We start from the raw sequence: 21697 nt of genomic DNA, 5'->3' as shown, positions 1-21697 counted from the left end.
CCGATCGCAGCCGTGGGCCCGCTCCCGTACCGGGGGGCGGGCCCACGCACGTCGTTAAGGTAAGCCCATGAGCGCACCAGCCCGCTTCGATCGCGGCCACACCGACGACCTGATGACCTTCCTGGCGGCGAGCCCGTCGCCGTACCACGCCGTGGCGAACACCGCCGAGCGGCTGGAGAAGGCGGGCTTCCGGCAGGTCGCCGAGACGGACGCCTGGGACGGGACGAGCGGCGGCAAGTACGTGCTGCGCGGCGGGGCGATCGTCGCCTGGTACGTCCCCGAGGGCGCCGCCCCGCACACCCCCTTCCGCATCATCGGCGCGCACACCGACTCGCCGAACCTGCGGGTCAAGCCGCTGCCCGACACCGGCGCCCACGGCTGGCGGCAGGTCGCGGTGGAGATCTACGGCGGTCCGCTGCTGAACTCCTGGCTCGACCGCGACCTGGGCCTGGCCGGCCGGCTGACCCTGCGCGACGGCAGCACGGTCCTGGTCGACGTGAACCGCCCGCTGCTGCGCGTGCCGCAGCTCGCCATCCACCTGGACCGCGCGGTCAACAGCGAGGGCCTCAAGCTGGACAAGCAGCGCCACCTGCAGCCCGTGTGGGGGCTGGACGACGCCCCGCGCGACGGCGAACTGATCGCCTTCCTGGAGCAGGAGGCCGGCCTGGCGGCGGGCTCGGTGGCCGGCTGGGACCTCATGGTGCACCCGGTCGAGGCGCCGGCCTACCTCGGCCGCGACCGTGAACTGGTCGCCGGTCCCCGGATGGACAACCTGCTGTCCGTGCACGCCGGTACGGCCGCCCTGGCCGCCGCCGCGTCCTCCGGCGCCGCGCTCGGCCACATCCCCGTGCTGGCCGCCTTCGACCACGAGGAGAACGGCTCCCAGTCGGACACCGGCGCGGACGGCCCGCTGCTCGGCTCCGTCCTGGAGCGCTCGGTGTTCGCCCGCGGCGGCTCGTACGAGGACCGGGCCCGGGCCTTCGCCGGCACCGTCTGCCTGTCCTCCGACACCGGCCACGCCGTCCACCCCAACTACGCCGAGCGGCACGACCCGACGCACCACCCCCGGGTCAACGGCGGTCCGATCCTGAAGGTCAACGTCAACAACCGCTACGCCACGGACGGTTCGGGCCGCGCGGTGTTCACCGCCGCCTGCGAGCGGGCCGACGTCCCGTTCCAGAGCTTCGTGTCCAACAACTCCATGCCGTGCGGCACCACCATCGGCCCGATCACCGCGGCCCGGCACGGCATCCGGACCGTCGACATCGGCGTGGCGATCCTGTCGATGCACAGCGCGCGTGAACTGTGCGGCGCCGACGACCCGTTCCTGCTGGCGAACGCGCTGGTGGCGTTCCTGGAGGACTGAGCCGGGACGTCCCGGCGGCCCCTGAGGCCCCGTCACGAGCCGTCCCACACATGTTCGGGGCGGCTCCGGGTACCCGGACGGCACCGGAGATTCCGGAACCGGAAGGGGAGGCGACGACAATGGGCCTCGGCGGTTGCATCATCCTCATCGCCCTGGGTGCCATCCTGACGTTCGCGACGGACTGGCACATGCAGGGAGTCAACCTCGACCTCGTCGGGATCATCTTCATGGCCGTCGGGCTCATCGGCATCGCCACGTTCAGCGGCATCGCCCGGCGCCGTCGGGTCGTGGTGCCCCCGACGCCGGTGGTCGAGGAGGAGCCCCACCACCACCATCACGCCCGCGACGGCTACACCGACGGCTACGGCGTGTGAGCCGGGCCCCCGACCGGGGACGGCTTGAAGACGGCTTTGTGACGACGGCCCGAAGCCGGGGAACGGTCACCGCATGAGATTCCTCGTACGCGACCGGCTCCTCGGCATCGGTGACGACTACTGGATCGAGGACGAGCACGGCCAGAAGGTCTTCCTCGTCGACGGCAAGGCCATGCGGCTGCGCGACACCTTCGAACTGAAGGACACCCAGGGGCGCGTCCTCATCGACATCCACCAGAAGATGTTCGCCCTGCGCGACACCATGGTGATCGAACGGGACGGCGAAGGCCTGGCCACGATCCGCCGCAAACGGCTGTCCCTGCTGCGCAACCACTACCGGGTGTCCCTGGCCGACGGGACCGACCTGGACGTCAGCGGCAAGATCCTCGACCGCGAGTTCGCCGTCGAGTACGACGGCGAACTCCTCGCCGTGATCTCCCGGCGCTGGCTGCACGTCCGGGAGACGTACGGCGTCGACGTCGTACGGGAGGACGCGGACCCGGCGCTGCTGATCGCCGTGGCGGTGTGCGTGATCCACCTGGCGGAGAAGGAGCGCGAGGACTGAGCCGGGGCCACGGCCGGGTGGGGACCCCGGCCGTGGCCCCACACCACCGCTCAGCGGCCCCGGCCGCCCACCTGCGTCGGCGGCGCGGGCGGTTCGAGCCCCATCACCCGGTCCTTCAGGGCCGGGAACTGCTCACGGGTCACCGCCACCTTCCCGGGGTCGAACTCCACCGTGAGGACCTCCTCGCCGGCCCCCGCCTCGGCGAGCACCTCGCCCCACGGGTCGACCACGATCGAGTGACCGGCCTGCGGAACTCCGGCGTGCGTCCCGGCCGTTCCACAGGCGAGCACGAACGCCTGGTTCTCCACCGCCCGCGCCTGCGCCAGCAGCGTCCAGTGCGCCCGCCGCCGCTCGGGCCAGCCGGCCGGGATCACCAGCGTCTCGGCGCCCGCGGCCACCAGCGAGCGGAACAGCTCGGGGAAACGCAGGTCGTAGCAGGTGGCGACGCCGAGGGTGGTGCCGGGCAGCCGGACCGTCACCACGTCCCGTCCGGCGCTCATCAGCACGGCCTCGCCCTTGTCGAAGCCGAAGCGGTGGATCTTGCGGTAGGCCGCGGCCAGTTCGCCGGAGGGGGAGAAGACGAGAGAGGTGTTGTAGAGGTCGCCACCGCCCGCTGAGCCGTCGGCCGGGGCGCGTTCCGGGATCGAGCCGGCGTGCAGCCATACGCCCGCGTCGCTCGCGGCCTTGGCCATCACCTCGTACGTCGGTCCCTCGAGCGGTTCGGCCTCCGCGCCGAACTCCTCGTAGGCGAAGGCGCCGGTGGTCCACAGCTCGGGCAGGACCACGAGGTCGGACCCGGCCTGCTCCCGGACCAGGGCGGCCGCCCGCCGCCGTCGGGAGGCCACCGATTCGCCCTCGTCCACGGCGATCTGGATCAGCGAGGCGCGCACACTACCACCGTCCTGGCATTCGAGTCGTCCATACAGGCCTACGATCGTCACACGAAAGCACTGCCGGGGTGCCTCGGAGCAGCGTAACTTGGGGGTCCCCCGCTCGAGCGAAGCCGAGAGCCGGGGGGGTGCCACGACACCCGCCGAGTGCAGCCACCGTCCGCCGGCAACGCCGCCACAACCTGCCCGTGTACCGACCGCCGAGGGGTCCCGTTCCGTGAGTCTGCATCCCACCCTCCAGCCCTACGCCGACGCCTGGACCCACTCCATCGAAGCGATATCCGAGCTGGTGCAGCCGCTCCCGGAGGCCGAGTGGAACCGGCGGACCCCGTGCCCGGGCTGGTCCGTCCGCGACGTGGTCTCGCACGTCATCGGCCTGGACTGCGAGATGCTCGGCGACCCGCGGCCCATCCACACCCTGCCCCGCGACCTCTTCCACGTCACCAACCCGCACCAGCGCTACATGGAGATGCAGGTCGACGTCCGCCGTCACCACACGGCGCCGGAGATGACGGCGGAGCTGGAGTACACCGTCATCCGCAGGAACCGCCAGCTGCGCAACGAGTCCCGCGACCCCGGCACCAAGGTGCGCGGCCCGATGGGCACCGAGATCACCCTCGAACACGCGATGCGCACCAGGGCGTTCGACGTGTGGGTGCACGAGCAGGACCTGCGCACGGCCCTCGCCCGCCCCGGCAACCTCGACTCGCCGGGCGCCCACGTCGCCCGCGACATGCTGCTGGAGGCGCTGCCCAGGGTCGTCGCGAAGGACGCGAACGCGCCGCGCAGCTCCGCGATCGTCTTCGACGTGCACGGACCCGTCGAGTTCCTGCGCACGATCCGGGTCGACATCCAGGGCCGCGGCACGCTGGAGACGGCGCCCGCCCTCGGCCCGGCGGCCACCCTCACCCTCGACTGGGAGACCTACGTCCGCCTGTCCTGCGGCCGGGTGTCCCCGGACGCGGTGGCGGACCGGGTGAAGACGGAGGGCGACCCCGAGCTGACGACGGCCATCCTGCGAAGCCTCAGGGTCACGCCGTAGCGGAACGCGGTGCTGCGGACCTCGCGGGGCGGGGCCGCTTCCTGGACGCGGGGCGCTGAGCGGCGGGGCGCGAAAGGCACGGAGGCGCGCTGGACGCGGGGGCGTGCCGTGGGCGGGGCCCGAGCCGCTTCCTGGACGCCGGGGCGTTGACCGCGGGGCGCGGAACGCGCGCAGGCGCGCTGCCCCCCGAGGCGCGTGCTGCGGGCGGGGCGGGGCCGCTCGCTGACGCGGGAGCGCTGGACGCGGGGACGCGGAGCGCTGAGTGCGTGCGGCGGGCGGAGCCGGTGTGTGCCTGGGCGCGGGGGCGCGGAGCGCTGAGTGCGTGCGGCGGGCGGAGCCGGTGTGTGCCTGGGCGACGGGGCGCGATATTCCGGTGACCGGGGCCGCCCGGATCGTTAGCGTGCCCGCATGATCGACGACGACGGCCCGCCCCGGCTCACCCGCCTCACCTTCCACGGACCCCTCTCCGCCGCCCGGGCGACGGCGATGGTGCAACGGCTGGCCGCCAGGCGGCCCCGCACCGTCCTGGACATCGGCTGCGGCTGGGGCGAACTGCTGCTCCGCCTGCTGGAGGCCGTGCCCGGGGCCAAGGGTGTCGGCGTGGACGTCAACGGCGAGGACCTGGCCCGCGGGCGGCGCAACGCCGGGGCGCGCGGGCTCACGGACCGGGTGGAGTTCCGCGAGGAGTCCGCGCTGGGCACCCGACGCGGGCCCGCCGACCTGGTGCTGTGCCTGGGCGCGAGCCAGGCGCTGAGCACGGCCGCGTCCCCGGTCGCGGAGGCGCTGCGCGAGCTGCGGCGGCTGGTGGCCGAGGACGGGCGGGTGTTGCTCGGCGAGGGTTTCTGGGAGCGCCCTCCGGCCCCGCACGAGCTGGCCCGGATGTGGCCGGAGGCGTCCGCGGACGATCACTGCGACCTCGGCGCCCTGCTCGACCTCGCCGTCGAGGCGGGCTTCCGGCCCGAGTGGACGGAGACCGCGAGCCGGGAGGAGTGGGAGGAGTTCGAGTCCGCGTACCAGGCGGACGCCGAGGTGTGGCTCGCCGGGCACCCCGGCCATCCCTCGGCCGCCGCGGTCCGCGACCGCCTCGACCGGCACCGGGCCCAGTGGATGGCCTACCGGGGCGTACTCGGCCTCGCCTACCTCACGCTGGTCCCGGTGGCCCGCTGACGCGCCCGCGGGAGGCCTCCGCGCGCCTCGTCGAACCGAATGCCCGGCGGGCGCCCGCTGGGGCCCGCCGGGCATCCGCGGTTCACGGGGGCACGTGGGCCGGGTCACGCGGGCACGTGGACCGTTTCCACCCGGCTCGCCACCAGGCGCTCCCGCTCCCGGCGGGCGGCCCGGCCGCGCAGGCGGAGGATCTGGCTGACGCCGAGGGCCTGCAGGACGAAGACCGCGGAGAAGGCCACCGTGTAGTCGTCGCCGGTCGCGTCCAGCAGCACACCGACCGCGAACAGCGTCGTCATCGAGGCGATGAAACCGCCCATGTTGGTGATGCCGGAGGCGGTGCCCTGTCGCTCGGGCGGGTTGGCCGGGCGCGCGAAGTCGAAGCCGAGCATCGAGGCGGGGCCGCACGCGCCGAGCACCGCGCACAGCACCACCAGCAGCCACATCGGCGCATGCTCGGCCGGGTAGGCGAGCGTCACCGCCCACATCAGCGCGGTCGCGGCCACCGTGCCCAGCGCCAGCGGCAGCCGGGCCGCGTGGTGCCGGGCCACGATCTGGCCGTAGACCAGGCCGATCACCATGTTGGACAGCACGACCAGGGTGAGCAGCTCACCGGCCGTGGCCCGGCTGAGGCCCTGCGCCTGGACCAGGAACGGCAGGCCCCACAGCAGCAGGAAGACCATCGCCGGGAACTGGGTGGTGAAGTGCACCCACATGCCCAGCCGGGTGCCGGGCTCCCGCCAGGACGCGGCGATCTGCCGGCGGACGTAGCCGGCGCCCTGGTGCGGAGAGGGCGCGGGCTCGTACCCCTCGGGGTGGTCCTTCAGGAACAGCAGCGCCAGGACGAGGACGACCGCACCGGCCAGCGCGCTGCCCGCGAACGCGGCGGTCCAGCCGATGCCGTGCAGCAGCCGCGCGATGACCAGCGTGGAGACCAGGTTGCCGGCCATGCCCACCAGGCCCGCGAGCTGGGCGACCAGCGGTCCGCGCCGGGCGGGGAACCAGCGGGTGCCGAGGCGCAGCACGCTGATGAAGGTCAGCGCGTCACCGCAGCCGAGCAGCGCGCGCGAGGCCAGCGCCATGCCGTACGAGGGCGAGAAGGCGAAGCCGAGCTGGCCCAGGGTGAACAGCACCGCGCCGAGACTCAGCACCTTCTTGGTGCCGAGCCGGTCGACCAGCAGCCCGACGGGTATCTGCATGCCGGCGTAGACCAGCAGCTGGAGGATCGAGAAGGTCGACAGCGCAGAGGCGCCCACGTGGAAGCGTTCGACCGCGTCCAGGCCGGCCACGCCCAGGGAGGTGCGGAAGATGACGGCGACGAAGTAGACCGAGACGCCGATCGACCACATCGCGACGGCGCGACGACCGCCCGGGGGGTCACCCGGCAGGGTGGCGCTGTTCATCGCACCTCACCCCGCGCGAGGTGCGAGAACCAGCTCACGTGCCGGTGCACGACCCCGACGGCCGCTTCCGCGTCACCGGAGCCCAGTGCCCGCAGGATCTCCTCGTGCTCGGCGAGCGTCTTGGCGATCCGGTCCGGGTGCGAGTGCATGACGGCGACCCCCATCCGCAGCTGCCGGTCGCGCAGCTGGTCGTACAGCCGCGAGAGGATCTCGTTGCCGCCGCTGCGCACGATCTCGGCGTGGAAGCACCGGTCGGTCACCGCGGCCGCGGCGAAGTCGCCGGCGGCGGCCTGCGTCTTCTGCTTCTCCAGCAGCTCCGCGAGCCGCTCCAGCAGCCCCGGCGGCGCGGGCACGGCCTTGCGCGCCGCGTGCTCCTCCACCAGCAGCCGGGTCTCGACGACGTCGGCGATCTCCTGCGCCGACACCGGCAGGACCAGCGCGCCCTTCTTGGGGTAGAGCCTGATCAGGCCCTCCATCTCCAGCCGCAGCAGCGCCTCCCGCACCGGTGTGCGCGAAACGCCCACGGCATCCGCCAGCTCACCCTCGGTGAGCAGCGTCCCGCCCTCGTAGCGGCGGTCGAGCACGCCTTGCTTGACGTGCGTGTAGACACGGTCGGCGGCGGGTGGTTGCTTCACGGGCGTTGCCATGCCCACAGGATAGATACAACACGTACGCAACACGGATCGCGTCCACCATGCGGACGTGCCGGAAATCGCCCCCAGCGGCCGCACAACCTTCTGTGCTATTTACGTGTCACACTCGTGCGGCCCCACTCGCTCGCCACCTCAACTCGGCCGCATATCAGGGGCATTCCAGACAATCGGGGTACTTCACTTTGATTACCGGCATCAAGGGCACCCGCCGTATCCGCCGAGCAACCGCCGTCGCTGTGACGTCCGGCGCGCTGCTCGCCACCGGGGCTCTCACCGCGGCACCCGCGCAGGCCGTCACCACGCCCTCGATCGTGGCCAAGGGCGGCTACGTGATGAACAACGCGAACGCCAAGTCGCTGTACACCAAGGCAGCCGACACCAAGCGATCCACGGGCTCCACCACCAAGATCATGACCGCCAAGGTCGTGCTCGCCCAGTCGAACCTCAATCTGGACGCCAAGGTGACGATCCAGAAGGAGTACAGCGACTACGTCGTCAGGAACAACGCCTCGCAGGCGCACCTGATCGTCGGCGACAAGGTCACCGTCCGCCAGCTCCTGTACGGCCTGATGCTGCCGTCCGGCTGCGACGCCGCCTACGCACTCGCGGACAAGTTCGGCACCGGCTCGACGCGTGCCAAGCGCGTGGCGTCGTTCATCTCCAAGATGAACTCCACCGCCAGGAGCCTCGGCATGACGAACACGCACTTCGACTCGTTCGACGGCATCGGCAACGGCTCCAACTACTCGACCCCGCGCGACCTGACCAAGCTGGCCAGCAGCGCGCTGAAGAGCTCCACGTTCCGCACGGTCGTCAAGACCAAGCACTACACGGCCAAGACGATCACCAAGACCGGCAGCACCCGCACGATGAAGACGTGGGACAACACCAACGGTCTGCTCAGCAGCTACAGCGGCACCATCGGTGTGAAGACCGGCTCCGGCCCTGAGGCCAAGTACTGCCTGGTCTTCGCCGCGACCCGGAACGGCAAGACGGTCGTCGGCACCGTCCTCGCCTCCACCTCGATCGCCCAGCGCGAGTCGGACGCGAAGAAGCTCCTCAACTACGGCTTCGCCAAGCTCGGTTGACGACAGCCCGGCCACCGGGGCCCGTCGCACCACGTGCGGCGGGCCCTTCGCCGTACGGGCCCCTGCCGGCACGGGCGTCCCTACGGGAGCCGGTCGTAGGTGCGGTAGGTGTACGAGGCGTCGTAGGACAGCAGGTTCCCGGTGGCCGCCGGCAGGCCGAGGCGTCTGCCGAGGGGACCCGTCAGCGGTCCGCAGTGCTCGGGTGCGGGGGCCGTGAAGGTGTCGTCGTACGCGGAGAACTCGATCACGGGCGGGTCCTCGGACACGTGCCGCGAGGGCCCCGACCGCTTCACCTGGAAGTCGACCGGCGCGCTCGCGCCGATCGCGCAGTCCCGCGGCAGCAGGGGGCTCAGCAGCCGGAAGCGCAGGCTGAGTCGTCCGGTGTAGAAGTCCGACCGCCCGCCGTACTCCGGCCGTATCGCCAGGCCCAGAGCCGGGGCGTGGCCGCCCGCCGGTGTGCCGGTCAGGCCACCCGGCACCGCGGTCGGCGCGCTGTGCAGCGCGCCCCACACCTGCCCGTCGGCGCCGTCCGGCAGGGGCCCCTCGGCGTGCGTCATGGTGATCGGGGCGAGCGTCGTGGTGATCTCGCCCATGGTCAGCTTCGGTGTGGCCGTGTGCACCTCGCACCTCCAGCGCGCGGGGTCCACGCCCTCGGGAAGAGCCGGGCAGTCGCCGAACCCCGTGGCGGCCCGGGCGCCGGCGGCGGGCGCGGAGTAGGCGGCGCCCGCTGCCCAGACACCGGCCACACCCGCCAGGAGAGCGGCGGCGGCGACGGGGGCGGCGAGGCGGCGGACGAGAGAGGTACCGCGGCGAGCGGCAGTGGTTTCCGACATGCCCCCAGCGTGCCGCCCGCGCCCCACCGGCCACATCGGTGACTCCCCCGGCCCGACCCGGAGGCGTCCCTGAGGACGCGTCAGGGTGTGGGTGACGGCGCCGAAATGGCCCTCCGCGGTGCCGAAAACCCTTTGTGGCCGCGGCACACCGCCACCTAGTGTCGGCCCATCGACGTGTAGCTCAGCAGCAGAGCACCGGGCTCTACTCCCGGAGGGCGCGGGGGCGGAACCCGCCACGTCGGCCATCGACGTGTAGCTCAGCAGCAGAGCACCGGGCTCGGGACCCGGAGGGCGCGGGGGCGGGACCCGCCACGTCGGCTATGAACGACGACGCTGAGCAGCAGCACCTCGCCCAGGCGAACCCCGGATACGCGGCCGGTCAGCTGGCCGCCGCCTTCCGTACGGCCGCCGCCCACCCGGACCCGGAGACCCGCCGACGCGGCGCGGAACGCGGGCGCAGGTGGCGCGCCGTGCTGGACGGAATGGCGAACGGCCTGCTGACGATCGGTTCCCGCACGCCCGTCGCCGGACTGCCCGCCTGGGTCACGCCCGAGGTGGTCCGGGGCGGCTTCGCCACCGGCGAGCCGAGCGCGGGCGGCCCGCTGCTCGACCACGAGATCGCCACCGCGCGTCGCGCCGGCGTGCCCGGGACCCGGCGGGCGCTGTTCGCGCACTTCCTGTCCGAGGACGGGCTCGCCCATCTCCACGCTCTCCTCGACAGCGGCCGCTACGAGGTGACCGTTCCCGAGGAGGCCGCGCTGCTCACGGTGGCCTGGCTGGTCCGGGCCGGGGAGCCGGCGGCCGCGCTCGACCTGGTGGAGGAGCTCGCGCCGTTCGCGGACCGGCTCCGCTTCGCCCCCCGGCCGTCCGGCGTGCCCGCGCCCCGGCACGACGCCGTGCACCGCTCCACCGTCGCCGAGGCCCGCGCGGCGCTCGCCGCCCGCCGTCCCAGCACGGCCGTCGAGACGCAGCGCGAGGCCCTGGCCGTCTGGCACCCCTTCGGTGACGAACTCCTGCTGCACTGGCTGGCGGTGACCGACGAGCGGGGGCGGATACACGTCCCCGGCCGCGACGACCCGTGGCACGCCCGCTCCGCCGCTACCACGACCTCGCGCGGCGCCACACGCACTGCACCAAGCACCTGCGGCCCAAGGAGAACCTGGGCATCCTGCGCGGCGCGCTGGAGGAGGCCGTCGCCGCAGGGGAGCTCACACCGCGGCGGCTCGGGCTGCTGCGGCACGCCGTCACCTCCATGGTCCGGCGGCGCGGGCGTCCCGGCTCCGCCGAGCACACCGCCCTGCGCCGGCGGCAGGCCGCCCATGCCGCGCTGCCCTCCCACCACGCGCTGGCCGGCGTCGTGCTGGGCCGCCTGTCCGGCCTGCCGCAGGAGGGCGGGGTCGAGGAGGTGGGGCCCGTCCTGGCCCCGGTGAGCGAGCGGGAGGCGGACGAGACGGGTGTGCCCGCGGGCGCGGTCGTCCCGGCCGCCGTGCGCCGGCCCGTCGAGGCCGCGCTCAGCGCGCCCGTCGCCACGCTCGTGGAACGCGGCGTCGTACCGTCGGCGGAGGTCCTGGCCGAGCTGGTCCCCCAGCTCGTCGCCGCCACCACCGCCGAGGCCCATCGCGACCCGGCCCTGCGGTCGCTCGCCGCCGCCCACTACCGCGCGTTCCGCAACCGCCGCTCCCTGCTGCTGTTCGATCTCCAGCGGCAGGTGCGGGTGGAGGAACTGCCGTGGGTGCGGGCGGTCGCCGCACAGCGGGCCGGCTCCGGGGCGGACGAGGCCGCGGCCGGGGCGCTGCGGCAGCTCGGCGGGCTCGCGGTGCGCGCCTTCCCGGGCACGATCCTGCCCAATCCGCTGATCCGCGAGCTGTCCGTGCTGGCCCGCCAGACCGAGCTGGGCGCGCCCTTCGTGGAGGAACTCGCGGCCGACATCTTCATGGGCACGTTCACCCCGAAGTTCCTGACCGCCGCACGGATCGCGGCCGAACTCCTCGGCGCGGGCTCGCTGTACGAGCGGTACTACGCCATCGACTACGCGGCAGTGCGCAACCTCGCCGTCATCGAGGCCGCCGATGCCGCCCGCCGGTACGGCCGTGCCCGCACCTCTCCCGGGTTCGCCGAGCTGTGCCGGCGGCGGGCCGCGGAGTTCGCACCGGGCGCGGGCCGAGGCGGCTCCTGGGTCGCGGGGAACGGCACGGTGATCGAGCAGGCGCAGATCCTCACCACCCACAATCTGGCCACGCTGGTCCACCGGGTGGGCATCGATCCCGGCGCCGGCTGGGACGACGTCGCCCTGCGCTGCTTCGACACGGTGTGCCGGCTGACCGGGCGCGTGCACCACAACCCGCGGCCGCTCGGCACCGTCAAGGACACCGCCTACGCCTGGCGGCAGATGATCTTCTACCTGTCGCTGTGCGCGCCGGACCAGCAGAGGTACGTGGTGGCCCGCGTCACCGAGGACTTCGCGCGGCAGCCCTGGCACGTCGCGGGACGGCTCGCCCCCGCCCTCACCGGGCTCCGCCAGGTCCTGGCCGGCGAGCAGGCGGACCAGGGCGCCGGCCGCCGGCTGCTGGGCTGGAGCACCGGCGGCCACTGGTTCCGTGAGGACCCGGCACCCGACCAGGCACCCGGCTCGCACCCGCGCTAGGCGGCACCGACGGCACCGGGTTCGCGCCCTCGGCAGCCGGAGCCGTGTCAGAACGAAGGGGGGTGGTCGCGAGACGAACTCGCGACCACCCCCCTTCGGCGCTCGGGGACCACCCGGGCGACAGCCGTCAGGCCCAGGTCATCAGCCGCTTCGGCTGCTCCAGGATCGCCGCGACGTCCGCCAGCACCTTGGAGCCCAGCTCGCCGTCGACCAGCCGGTGGTCGAAGCTCAGCGCGAGCGTCGTCACCTGGCGCGGCTTCACCTTGCCCTTGTGCACCCACGGCTGGAGCTTGATGGCCCCGACCGCGAGGATCGCGGACTCGCCCGGGTTGAGGATCGGCGTGCCGGTGTCGACGCCGAAGACGCCGACGTTGGTGATGGTGACCGTGCCGCCCTGCATCGCGCCCGGCGAGGTCTTGCCGTCACGTGCCGTCGAGACCAGCTCGCCCAGCGACTCCGCGAGCTGCGGCAGCGTCTTGGCGTGCGCGTCCTTGATGTTCGGCACGATCAGACCGCGCGGGGTGGCGGCCGCGATGCCCAGGTTGACGTAGTGCTTGAGCACGATCTCCTGGTTCGCCTCGTCCCAGGACGCGTTGATGTCCGGGTTGCGCCTGATGGCGACCAGCAGCGCCTTGGCGATCAGGAGCAGCGGGTTCACCCGCAGTCCCTGGAACTCCTTGTCCTGCTTGAGTTCCTCGACCAGCTTCATCGTGCGCGTCACGTCCACCGTCACGAACTCGGTGACGTGGGGCGCGGTGAAGGCGGAGCCGACCATGGCCGCCGCCGTCGCCTTGCGGACGCCCTTGACCGGGATCCGGGTCTCGCGTGCGCCCTCGGAGCCGACGGCTGCGGGCGCGGCGGCCGGGGCCGGGGCGGCGGGGGCCTGCGTGACCGGCGCGGCGATCTCGGCGGCCTGCGGCGCCGCGGCCGCGTGCACGTCCTCGCGGGTGATGACGCCGTCCGGGCCGGACGGCGTGATCGTGGCGAGGTCCACACCGAGGTCCTTGGCCAGCTTGCGCACCGGCGGCTTGGCCAGCGGGCGGTTCCGCTCGGGGACCACCGGGGCGCTGTGGCCGTTCAGCTCGGTCTGGACCGCCTGGGCGGCGGCCGGGACGGTGACCTCGGGGCCCTTGCGCGGACGGCGCTTGGTGGAGGTGGTGGCCACGCCGTAGCCGACCAGGACCGGCTGGCGGCCCGTGGGCTCGGGCTCCGGCGCCTCGGGGGCCTCCGGCGCGGCGGCGGTCGTCTCCGGCTGCCCGGCGGGGGCCTCCGGTGCGGCTCCGCCCGAGACGTCCACCGCGATGATGGCCGTGCCCACGTCGACCGTGGTGCCCTCGGGGAAACGCAGCTCGCGGACCACGCCGTCGTAGGGGATGGGGAGTTCGACGGCCGCCTTGGCGGTCTCGACCTCGCACACCACCTGGCCGTCGGTGACCGTGTCACCCGGCTGGACGTACCACTTGAGGATCTCGGCCTCGGTGAGTCCCTCGCCCACGTCGGGCATCTTGAACTCGCGTACGGATGCTTCCGTCATCGTCGTCACGAACCCTCTCCTCAGTACGCCAGGGCACGGTCGACGGCGTCGAGCACCCGGTCCAGACCCGGCAGGTACTCCTCCTCCAGGCGGGCCGGCGGGTACGGGGCGTGGTAGCCGCCGACCCGGAGCACCGGGGCCTCGAGGTGGTAGAAGCACCGCTCGGTGATCCGGGCGGCGATCTCCGCGCCGGAGCCGAAGAACACCGGCGCCTCGTGGACCACGACCAGACGGCGGGTCTTCTCCACCGAGGCCTGGACGGAGTCGAAGTCCAGGGGGCTGACCGAGCGCAGGTCCAGCACCTCCAGGGACTTGCCCTCCTCGGCGGCCGCGGCGGCCACCTCCTGGCACAGCTTCACCATCGGGCCGTACGCGGCCAGGGTCAGATCCGTGCCCTCCCGCACCACCTGCGCCTTGTGCAGCGGGCCGGGGATCGCCTCCGCGTCCACCTCGCCCTTGTCCCAGTAGCGGCGCTTGGGCTCGAAGTAGATCACCGGGTCGTCGCTCTGGATGGCCTGCTGCATCATCCAGTAGGCGTCCGACGCGTTCGACGGGGAGACGACCTTCAGGCCGGCCACGTGCGCGAACAGGGTCTCGGGGGACTCCGAGTGGTGCTCGACCGCGCCGATGCCGCCGCCGTAGGGGATGCGGATGACGACGGGCATCTTGACCTTGCCCAGCGACCGGGCGTGCATCTTCGCGAGCTGCGTGACGATCTGGTCGTAGGCAGGGAAGACGAAGCCGTCGAACTGGATCTCCACCACGGGGCGGTAGCCGCGCAGGGCGAGACCGATCGCGGTGCCGACGATGCCCGACTCGGCGAGCGGGGTGTCGATGACCCGGCTCTCGCCGAAGTCCTTCTGCAGGCCGTCCGTCACCCGGAAGACGCCGCCGAGCTTGCCGACGTCCTCACCCATGACGACGACCTTGGGGTCCGTCTCCAGAGCGCGCCGCAGCGACTCGTTGATCGCCTTGGCGAGAGCCATTTTCTCGGCCATCTCAGTGATCCCCCTCTGCATCCGCGAACGACGCCTGGTAGGCGGCGAACTGGGCTCGCTCCTCGTCGACGAGCGCATGCCCGTCCGCGTACACGTTCTCGAAGATGGCGAAGTGGTCCGGGTCCGGCATGGCGCGGACCGCTTCGCGCACTCGCCTGCCCAACGCCTCGGACTCGGCCTCGAGTTCCGCGAAGAATCCCTCGTCCGCGTGGTTTGAGGCCTCCAGGAACCGGCGAAGGCGCAGGATCGGATCCTTCGCCTCCCAGGCCAGCCGCTCCTCGTCGCCCCGGTACCGGCTGGGGTCGTCGGAGGTGGTGTGGGCGCCCATGCGGTAGGTGTACGCCTCGACCAGGGTGGGGCCCTCGCCGTCGCGGGCGCGCTCCAGCGCCCACTTGGTGACCGCGAGGCAGGCCAGCACGTCGTTGCCGTCGACGCGCACGCCCGGGAAGCCGAAGCCCTGGGCTCGCTGGTAGAGCGGCACCCGGCTCTGCTTCTCGGTGGGCTCGGAGATGGCCCACTGGTTGTTCTGGCAGAAGAACACCACCGGCGCGTTGTAGACCGCGGAGAAGGTGAACGATTCCGCCACGTCGCCCTGGCTGGAGGCGCCGTCGCCGAAGTAGGCGATGACGGCCGAGTCGGCGCCGTCCTTGGCCACGCCCATCGCGTATCCCGTGGCGTGCAGCGTCTGGGAGCCGATGACGATCGTGTACAGGTGGAAGTTGTTGCCGTTCGGGTCCCAGCCGCCGTTGTTCACGCCGCGGAACATCCCGAGCAGGTTCGTGGGGTCGACCCCGCGGCACCAGGCCACGCCGTGCTCACGGTAGGTCGGGAAGACGTAGTCGTCGTCGCGCAGGGCCCGGCCGGAGCCGATCTGCGCGGCCTCCTGGCCCAGCAGCGAGGCCCACAGGCCCAGCTCGCCCTGGCGCTGCAGCGCTGTGGCCTCGGCGTCGAAACGCCGGGTGAGCACCATGTCGCGGTACAGGCCGCGCAGCTCGTCGGGGGTGATCCCGTCGACGTAGCCGTCGTACTCGGCGTTCTTGACCCGCTTGCCCTCGGGCGTCAGGAGCTGCACCAGCTCCGGGTCGGCGCTCTTCTGGGTGGTGCGGGTGGTGCGCTTGGTGCCGGTGGTGCCGGCTTTGCCTGCGGCGCTGCGTCGCGGCTTGCGCGCGGCACTGCTGTCCACGGTCACGTGTGCTCCTCCGTCGTTCCGGCCCCCGGGGTTGCCGGTAGGCCAGTGCGGCTCACCTGCTTCTCGACCACCGGGCACGGGGTGGGTGCCACTCGGCCGGGAACAGGCGTGACAGGTGCCCCGGCGAGCGCCCTGCGACTTTTACGTTACCCAGTGCTCCACATATCTGTGAAACCCCTCCTGACCTGCGTTTTTGCTTGGATTTCCAAGTAAATCCGCAGGAGGCGGAAGGTCGCTGGTCACAGCCTTGCAGGAGGCCGGAGCAACGGCACGTTATCCCGGCGACCCCGGACACGGGAAGAGTCGACTTGTGACTCGCACCTCGTGGACGAAAGGCGAGAATTCCGGACATGACCGTTGAGCGGTCTCAGAATCCGAGACGCGGACCTGGACACCCGGTGGCGCGGCCCACCCCTGCACACTCCGTGACCGAATGCGATCACCGATGACTGACCGTGACAAGCCGCAGCTCACGGGTTCTTTTCCTGCCCTAGCATCTGGCGCGTGCCGCGCTCATGTGTACCACCCCCTGTACCGCACGCGCCCCCTCTGGGCCGTCTTCTGCGCCTCTACGCCGCCGGTACGGCCCTCGCCTGCGAACCCGTCGACGAGGGCCTGCTGAACCGGGGCTACCGGGTGCGCACCACCCGCGGCCGCTACTTCCTCAAGCACCACTTCGATCCGGACACCGCCGACCCGGCCGCCATCGAACGCCGCCATCGGGCCACCCAGCGGCTGGCCGACCTCGGCGTCCCAGTGGCCCAGCCGCTCGAGCACCGCGAGGGCCGCACGGTCGCCGTCGTGGGCGGCCACGCGTACGCCCTGCACCCCTGGATCGACGGACGGCACCGCCACGGCGGCCAGCTCACCCGTTCCGAGAGCGCACGCCTGGGGGCGCTCCTGGGAGCCGTGCACGCCTGCCTGGAGCGGGTGATGCCGCCCAAGGGGCGCATCCGTCCGGCGACCGGCCCGCATCCGGTCGAGAGCGCCGACCCGTCCGACACCTTCGCCCTGATCGACGAACTGCTCGGCCGGGTACGCCGCCACCGCCCCGCCGACGCGTTCGACGAGCTCGCCCGCCACCGGCTCCTGGAACGCCGCGCCCTGCTGGAGCAGCACGCCGGCCGGCGCCCGCCGCGCGGCGGCCCGGTCGGCTGGGTGCACGGCGACTTCCACCCCTTCAACCTGCTCTACACGGACGAAGGACCGGCCGCCATCGTCGACTGGGACCGGCTGGGCGTGCAGCCCCGCGCCGAGGAGGCCGTGCGCGCCGCCGCGATCTTCTTCGTACGGCCCGCGGGCGCGCTCGACCTGCCGAAGGTGCGGGCCTACGCGCGCGCGTACCGGCGGGCGGCCCGCGCCACGCCGTCCGAGCTGGCGGCGGCCGTGCACCGGGTGTGGTGGGAGCGGCTGAACGACTTCTGGATGCTGCGCTGGCACTACGAGCGCGGCGACACCCGCGCGGACTGCCAGTTCCCGGCCGCCTCGGCGCTCGCGGTGTGGTGGACGCGCGAGTACGAGGCGGTGTGCGACGCCTTCGCGGGCTGAGGCCCCTGGAGACGGGACGACGTCACGCGCGCGGGTGAGCCGTGGCCCGCCCGCGCGCGGAAGTGGTTCAGCGACAGCGCCTCAGGGCGACACCGGGGCCGACGGGGTGACGCCCCCGTCCGAGCCCTCCGTGGCGCCGCCGTCGGTGCCGTCCGTGGTCCCCGCGTCCGTGCCGCCGTCCGTCGGATCCGTCGGCGGCGACTGGGACGGCTCCGGGTCCGACGGCTCCTCGCTCGGGTCGTCGGTGGCCGGCTGCGAGGGCGTGTACGACGGGGTGTACGACGGGGTCCCCCAGTTGGAGCCGCTGCCGTTGTCCGTCCCGTTGTCGGTGGACGGGTCCGAGGGCTGGTCCGTGTTGTCGTCGGACGGCGACTCGGAGGCCGTCTCGTCCTTCGTGGTCTTGGAGTGGGTCGGCGTCGGAGTGGTCCCGCCGCCGCTGCCGTCGTTGTTGTGGTTGAGCGCCAGCGCGACTCCGGCCGCGATGGCGATCACGGCGAGCACGGCGAGGATCCACAGCTTGCCGCGGCCGCTGCCCCGGTTGCCGTGCCCCTCGAAGCCGCCCTCGTCCCCGCTCCCGTACCCGCCGGGCAGGATCGGCTGCGGAATCTGCGCGGTGCCGGCGCCGAAGTCGCCGGGGTGCTGCATCACGGCCGTACCCGCGAATCCGGCCGCCGCGGCGTTCCGGCCGTCGTGCGCGGCCACCGGCCCGGTGTTCCAGGTGCCGGTGTGGCCGCCCTGCTCGTACAGCATCTGCAGGCTGTACTGGATCAGGCCGCGCATCTCCTCGGCGGTCTGGAACCGGTCGTCGGGCTCCTTGGCGAGCGAACGCATGACCAGGCCGTCCAGCTCCGGCGGGCAGGCGTCCGAGGCCTCCGAGGGCGGGGTGGGGATGTCCTGGACGTGCTGGTAGACCACCGACAGCGGGGTCTCACCGGTGAACGGGGGCCGCAGGGAGAGCAGCTCGTACAGCAGGCAGCCGGTCGCGTACAGGTCGGAGCGGTGGTCGACGGCCTTGCCGAGCGCCTGCTCGGGCGAGAGGTACTGCGGGGTACCCATCACCATGCCGGTCTGCGTCATCGTCGTCGACGCGCCGTGCAGCGCGCGGGCGATGCCGAAGTCCATCACCTTCACGGCGCCGTTGTCGGTGATGATGACGTTGGCCGGCTTGATGTCGCGGTGCACGATGCCGTGCTGATGCGAGTAGGCGAGCGCCTCCAGCACCCCGGACACGATGATCAGGGCCTGCTCGGGACCCGGCGCCTCGGCGTTGAGCAGCAGGTCGCGGATGGTGCGGCCCTCGACCAGCTCCATCACGATGTACGGCACCGACTGGCCGCCCACGACGTCCTCGCCGGAGTCGTACACGGCGACGATCGCGTGGTGGTTCAGCCCGGCGACCGACTGGGCCTCGCGCGTGAAGCGGGCCTTGGAGACCGGGTCCTCGGCCAGGTCGGCGCGGAGCAGCTTGACCGCGACGGTACGGCCGAGCCGGACGTCCTCGGCCGCGAAGACCTCGGCCATGCCGCCCCGGCCCAGCCGATGGGTCAGCCGGTACCGGCCGTCGCCGACGAGCCCGCCGTTGCCCCACATCTCCGGCGTCTCTGACATGCCGCCGCCAGTCGCCTCGGGGTCGGACGGGCCCTGGGCGCTGTGCGTCTGTGCCATCGGTCCTCGCCGTCGTTTCTGCCCGCGGTGCGCGCGGTGTTGTTACGGTCTCCGTCGGCCACGCTACAGCCTCCGCGTCCGCCTCCGGTCCGGAACCGGAACCGGAACCGGCCCGAGACGGACCGGTCATGAAACCCCTAGCACGCGCTCTCGTGCAAATTCTGTGCACTGCTCGTACGTCCGCTGTAACGCTTGCGCGACGCTTCTTTCGCGTACGGTCACGGAACGGGCACCGAGCTTGACGTGTCAGTGCCCTCGGGCAGACTTGGCCGGGAATGGGACATTCGATCAAGGCATGTTCGCCCAGCGACGGCGCCGGACGGCCAGTGGGGGACGCGGAGAGATGAGCCAGGACGGCGCACAGGAGCGGTACGCGGGGCGGGCGCTGGCCGGCGGGCGCTACCAGCTGCGCGACCTGCTGGGGCAGGGCGGCATGGCCTCGGTTCACCTGGCCTACGACACCGTGCTCGACCGCCAAGTGGCGATCAAGACCCTGCACTCCGAGCTGGGCCGGGAGCAGGCCTTCCGGGAGCGGTTCCGGCGCGAGGCCCAGTCCGTGGCCAAGCTCACGCACACCAACATCGTCTCCGTCTTCGACACCGGCGAGGACGCGCTGGACGGCGCGACGATGCCGTACATCGTCATGGAGTACGTCGAGGGCCGCCCGCTCGGCTCGGTCCTCGAGGAGGACGTCCGGCAGGCCGGCGCGATGCCCGCCGACAAGGCGCTGAAGATCACCGCGGACGTGCTGGCGGCGCTGGAGATCAGCCACGAGATGGGCCTGGTCCACCGCGACATCAAGCCGGGCAACGTGATGATGACCAAGCGCGGCGTGGTCAAGGTCATGGACTTCGGCATCGCCCGCGCCATGCAGTCCGGCGTCACCTCCATGACCCAGACCGGCATGGTCGTCGGCACCCCGCAGTACCTCTCGCCCGAGCAGGCCCTCGGCCGGGGCGTGGACGCCCGCTCCGACCTGTACTCGGTCGGCATCATGCTGTTCCAGCTCGTGACCGGGCGGCTGCCGTTCGACGCGGACTCCCCGCTGGCGATCGCCTACGCGCACGTGCAGGAGACGCCGGTCGCGGCCTCCTCGATCAACCGCGCGCTGCCGCCCGCGGTGGACGCGCTGATCGCCCGCGCGCTGAAGAAGAACCCGAACGAGCGCTTCCCGACCGCAGAGTCCATGCGCGACGAGTGCCTCCGTGTCGCCGCCTCGCTGCACGCCGCGCCGCCCAGCATCGTGCCGGGCGCCGGTCCGACGCAGAGCGGAGCGGGTGTGGGCGCCACGGTGTTCCCGCCCGTCGACCAGACGGCCCCGGCGCCCACCGGCCCGGTGCAGACGCCGTACCAGCCGAACCCGTACGGCACCCCGGCGCCCACCCCGGCGTACGGCTATCCCCAGCAGGGCGGCTACCAGACGCCCGCGGCGTACGGGCAGCAGACCCCCTCGACCCCGCCGCCGTACAACATCACGCCCCAGACGGCCGTGCAGTCCTCCGGCGGGGGCGACGGCAAGAGCAACAAGCCGGTGATCATCGGCTCCATCGTGGTGTCCCTCGTCGCGGTCGTCGGCCTGGTCGTCGCGCTGACCGTGAACGGCGGCGGCACCGACGACAAGGGCGGCAACGACCCCACCGCCTCCGCGTCGGCCCACGGGGCGGGCTACCGGGGTCCGGACACGTCGCGGACGGTCAAGGAGACCGACTGCACGGAGCCGGAGGAGTCGTACAACGACGAGAAGAAGATCGAGCTCCCGGACTTCCGGTTCAAGAACATCGACTCCGTGAAGTCGTGCTTCCAGGCCGCCGGCTGGCAGTACAAGATCAAGAAAGAGGACAACAACACCTGGGGCGACGGCACCGTCCTCGACCAGTTCCCCTCCCAGGGGACCAACCTCGATCCCAAGAACATGCCGGAGATCGAGCTGAGCGTCTCGACGGGTTATCCCGCGCAGTGACGCGGGCGCCCGCCCGGTGACGCGCAGGCGCCCCAGGCCTGACCGGTGCCATGCGTAAGGGCCCGGCGGAACACCGCCGGGCCCTGCTGTCCCTCCTGGCCGCTCGGACCGCCCGGCGGCCCTACAGGTAGGGGCCGCCCGAACGGCCGCCCGTGCGCGGGTCGTCACCGCCCTCGTGACCGCCCACACCCGGCGGCAGCGCCCGGCGCATCTGCTCGAGCTGTGCGCGCGCCGCCATCTGCTGGGCGAACAGCGTGGTCTGGATGCCGTGGAACAGGCCCTCCAGCCAGCCCACCAACTGGGCCTGCGCGATACGCAGTTCCGCGTCGCTCGGGGTCGTGTCGTCGGTGAACGGCAGCGACAGCCGTTCCAGCTCCTCCACCAGCTCCGGCGCCAGACCGTCCTCCAGCTCCTTCACCGAGCTGCGGTGGATGTCCTTGAGCCGGGCCCGGCTGGCCTCGTCGAGGGGAGCGACCCGGACCTCTTCGAGCAGCTGCTTGATCATGCTGCCGATCCGCATCACCTTGGCCGGCTGTTCGACCTGGTCCGTCACCGGCGTCTCACGGGAGTCCTCGTCCCCGCCGCCGATCGCCATGCCGTCCTGGCCCACGACCAGGATCTGGGGATTTTCCGGCGACCGTTCGTTCCTCGGCATCTCCATGCCGCCATTGTCTCGCACGCCCTCACCTCATCACCGTGCTGCCCCCTCATGGGGCAGATCCACCCTTTAGCTCCGACGGCGCAATCCGGAATGCCCGCTGTGCCCCACGATGTGAGGCTG

18 protein-coding genes and 1 tRNA gene are annotated in these 21697 nt (G+C 72.5%); 10 read left to right on the top strand and 9 right to left on the bottom strand.

What is annotated here, in order from left to right; translation table 11 throughout:
• Positions 1–67 precede the first annotated feature (67 nt).
• The 3 genes from ACZ7JA_RS10335 (at position 68) to ACZ7JA_RS10325 (ending at position 2305) form a co-directional block, all read left to right on the top strand.
• A complete protein-coding gene (locus tag ACZ7JA_RS10335; protein ID WP_389448800.1) occupies positions 68–1366 on the top strand; it encodes a M18 family aminopeptidase in 1299 nt (432 codons plus the stop codon).
• Between the two features lie 119 nt (positions 1367–1485).
• Positions 1486–1740, top strand: coding sequence for a DUF6458 family protein (locus ACZ7JA_RS10330; RefSeq protein WP_351662053.1), 255 nt, complete (start codon positions 1486–1488; stop codon positions 1738–1740).
• A 73-nt stretch (positions 1741–1813) separates the two neighbouring features.
• The gene (locus ACZ7JA_RS10325) at positions 1814–2305 is read left to right on the top strand and encodes an LURP-one-related/scramblase family protein (RefSeq protein ID WP_351662050.1); all 492 of its coding nucleotides are present in this window, start codon (positions 1814–1816) and stop codon (positions 2303–2305) included.
• Positions 2306–2355: 50 nt separating this feature from the next.
• Here the strand turns inward: ACZ7JA_RS10325 and ACZ7JA_RS10320 are convergent, their stop codons facing one another.
• Positions 2356–3195, bottom strand: a complete 840-nt coding sequence (locus tag ACZ7JA_RS10320) for a carbon-nitrogen family hydrolase (RefSeq protein ID WP_389300398.1) — start codon at positions 3193–3195, stop codon at positions 2356–2358.
• 217 nt (positions 3196–3412) lie between these two features.
• Between ACZ7JA_RS10320 and ACZ7JA_RS10315 the strand changes: the two genes are divergently transcribed.
• Together ACZ7JA_RS10315 and ACZ7JA_RS10310 are read left to right on the top strand one after the other, a co-directional pair.
• On the top strand, positions 3413–4237 hold the full coding sequence (locus ACZ7JA_RS10315) for a maleylpyruvate isomerase family mycothiol-dependent enzyme (RefSeq protein WP_351662044.1): 825 nt from the start codon (positions 3413–3415) through the stop codon (positions 4235–4237).
• 408 nt (positions 4238–4645) lie between these two features.
• Entirely contained in the window at positions 4646–5404 is a 759-nt protein-coding gene (locus tag ACZ7JA_RS10310) for an SAM-dependent methyltransferase (RefSeq protein WP_470807878.1), read from the top strand.
• Between the two features lie 104 nt (positions 5405–5508).
• On the opposite strand, the gene ACZ7JA_RS10305 is transcribed toward ACZ7JA_RS10310, so the two are convergent.
• A complete protein-coding gene (locus ACZ7JA_RS10305; RefSeq protein WP_351662038.1) occupies positions 5509–6804 on the bottom strand; it encodes an MFS transporter in 1296 nt (431 codons plus the stop codon).
• On the bottom strand, positions 6801–7451 hold the full coding sequence (locus ACZ7JA_RS10300; protein ID WP_351662035.1) for a GntR family transcriptional regulator: 651 nt from the start codon (positions 7449–7451) through the stop codon (positions 6801–6803). Before ACZ7JA_RS10300 ends, ACZ7JA_RS10305 begins: the two co-directional genes overlap by 4 nt.
• Positions 7452–7639: 188 nt before the next feature.
• Between ACZ7JA_RS10300 and ACZ7JA_RS10295 the strand changes: the two genes are divergently transcribed.
• Positions 7640–8545 (top strand): D-alanyl-D-alanine carboxypeptidase family protein, encoded by a 906-nt coding sequence (locus tag ACZ7JA_RS10295; RefSeq protein ID WP_389300393.1) that lies wholly within the window; start codon positions 7640–7642, stop codon positions 8543–8545.
• Between the two features lie 80 nt (positions 8546–8625).
• On the opposite strand, the gene ACZ7JA_RS10290 is transcribed toward ACZ7JA_RS10295, so the two are convergent.
• Complete coding sequence (locus tag ACZ7JA_RS10290; protein ID WP_450750086.1) at positions 8626–9378, bottom strand: hypothetical protein; 753 nt, start codon at positions 9376–9378, stop codon at positions 8626–8628.
• Positions 9379–9624: 246 nt separating this feature from the next.
• Between ACZ7JA_RS10290 and ACZ7JA_RS10285 the strand changes: the two genes are divergently transcribed.
• Both ACZ7JA_RS10285 and ACZ7JA_RS10280 read left to right on the top strand, forming a co-directional pair.
• A tRNA-Pro gene (locus ACZ7JA_RS10285) sits at positions 9625–9696 on the top strand.
• A 934-nt stretch (positions 9697–10630) separates the two neighbouring features.
• Positions 10631–12022: a hypothetical protein gene (locus tag ACZ7JA_RS10280; protein ID WP_470807877.1), complete on the top strand. Its 1392-nt coding sequence runs from the start codon at positions 10631–10633 to the stop codon at positions 12020–12022.
• Positions 12023–12149: 127 nt separating this feature from the next.
• Here the strand turns inward: ACZ7JA_RS10280 and ACZ7JA_RS10275 are convergent, their stop codons facing one another.
• From ACZ7JA_RS10275 to pdhA, 3 genes are read right to left on the bottom strand one after another with little or no spacing between them, the layout of a single operon-like run.
• Complete coding sequence (locus ACZ7JA_RS10275) at positions 12150–13565, bottom strand: dihydrolipoamide acetyltransferase family protein (RefSeq protein ID WP_470807876.1); 1416 nt, start codon at positions 13563–13565, stop codon at positions 12150–12152.
• 11 nt (positions 13566–13576) lie between these two features.
• Complete coding sequence (locus ACZ7JA_RS10270) at positions 13577–14554, bottom strand: alpha-ketoacid dehydrogenase subunit beta (protein ID WP_351662021.1); 978 nt, start codon at positions 14552–14554, stop codon at positions 13577–13579.
• Between the two features lies 1 nt (position 14555).
• Positions 14556–15743, bottom strand: coding sequence for a pyruvate dehydrogenase (acetyl-transferring) E1 component subunit alpha (gene pdhA / locus ACZ7JA_RS10265; RefSeq protein ID WP_470807875.1), 1188 nt, complete (start codon positions 15741–15743; stop codon positions 14556–14558).
• Between the two features lie 504 nt (positions 15744–16247).
• Here pdhA and ACZ7JA_RS10260 point away from each other — a divergent pair.
• Positions 16248–17291, top strand: coding sequence for a phosphotransferase (locus ACZ7JA_RS10260; RefSeq protein ID WP_470807874.1), 1044 nt, complete (start codon positions 16248–16250; stop codon positions 17289–17291).
• An 81-nt stretch (positions 17292–17372) separates the two neighbouring features.
• On the opposite strand, the gene ACZ7JA_RS10255 is transcribed toward ACZ7JA_RS10260, so the two are convergent.
• Positions 17373–18956: a protein kinase domain-containing protein gene (locus tag ACZ7JA_RS10255; protein WP_351662012.1), complete on the bottom strand. Its 1584-nt coding sequence runs from the start codon at positions 18954–18956 to the stop codon at positions 17373–17375.
• 343 nt (positions 18957–19299) lie between these two features.
• On the opposite strand from ACZ7JA_RS10255, the gene ACZ7JA_RS10250 reads away from it, so the two are divergent.
• Positions 19300–20916 carry a Stk1 family PASTA domain-containing Ser/Thr kinase gene (locus ACZ7JA_RS10250; protein ID WP_351662009.1) on the top strand — a complete coding sequence of 539 codons (1617 nt, stop codon included), beginning with the start codon at positions 19300–19302 and terminating at the stop codon, positions 20914–20916.
• A 121-nt stretch (positions 20917–21037) separates the two neighbouring features.
• Here the strand turns inward: ACZ7JA_RS10250 and ACZ7JA_RS10245 are convergent, their stop codons facing one another.
• Positions 21038–21577 carry a bacterial proteasome activator family protein gene (locus ACZ7JA_RS10245; RefSeq protein WP_389300894.1) on the bottom strand — a complete coding sequence of 180 codons (540 nt, stop codon included), beginning with the start codon at positions 21575–21577 and terminating at the stop codon, positions 21038–21040.
• Positions 21578–21697 lie beyond the last annotated feature (120 nt).

It is taken from the genome of Streptomyces sp. NPDC038135 (assembly GCF_055601245.1).
The sequence above is the reverse complement of the archived record's forward strand: the minus strand, read 5'-3'. Positions and strand labels throughout refer to the sequence as shown.

Coding starts and splice junctions, on each gene's coding strand:
- ACZ7JA_RS10270 (WP_351662021.1), bottom strand. CDS start 14,554: ATGGCCGAGAAAATGGCTCTCGCCAAGGCGATCAACGAGTCGCTGCGG.
- ACZ7JA_RS10325 (WP_351662050.1), top strand. CDS start 1,814: ATGAGATTCCTCGTACGCGACCGGCTCCTCGGCATCGGTGACGACTAC.
- ACZ7JA_RS10330 (WP_351662053.1), top strand. CDS start 1,486: ATGGGCCTCGGCGGTTGCATCATCCTCATCGCCCTGGGTGCCATCCTG.
- ACZ7JA_RS10250 (WP_351662009.1), top strand. CDS start 19,300: ATGAGCCAGGACGGCGCACAGGAGCGGTACGCGGGGCGGGCGCTGGCC.
- ACZ7JA_RS10245 (WP_389300894.1), bottom strand. CDS start 21,577: ATGGAGATGCCGAGGAACGAACGGTCGCCGGAAAATCCCCAGATCCTG.
- ACZ7JA_RS10300 (WP_351662035.1), bottom strand. CDS start 7,451: ATGGCAACGCCCGTGAAGCAACCACCCGCCGCCGACCGTGTCTACACG.
- ACZ7JA_RS10310 (WP_470807878.1), top strand. CDS start 4,646: ATGATCGACGACGACGGCCCGCCCCGGCTCACCCGCCTCACCTTCCAC.
- ACZ7JA_RS10305 (WP_351662038.1), bottom strand. CDS start 6,804: ATGAACAGCGCCACCCTGCCGGGTGACCCCCCGGGCGGTCGTCGCGCC.
- ACZ7JA_RS10255 (WP_351662012.1), bottom strand. CDS start 18,956: ATGGCACAGACGCACAGCGCCCAGGGCCCGTCCGACCCCGAGGCGACT.
- ACZ7JA_RS10290 (WP_450750086.1), bottom strand. CDS start 9,378: ATGTCGGAAACCACTGCCGCTCGCCGCGGTACCTCTCTCGTCCGCCGC.
- ACZ7JA_RS10280 (WP_470807877.1), top strand. CDS start 10,631: ATGGTCCGGCGGCGCGGGCGTCCCGGCTCCGCCGAGCACACCGCCCTG.
- ACZ7JA_RS10335 (WP_389448800.1), top strand. CDS start 68: ATGAGCGCACCAGCCCGCTTCGATCGCGGCCACACCGACGACCTGATG.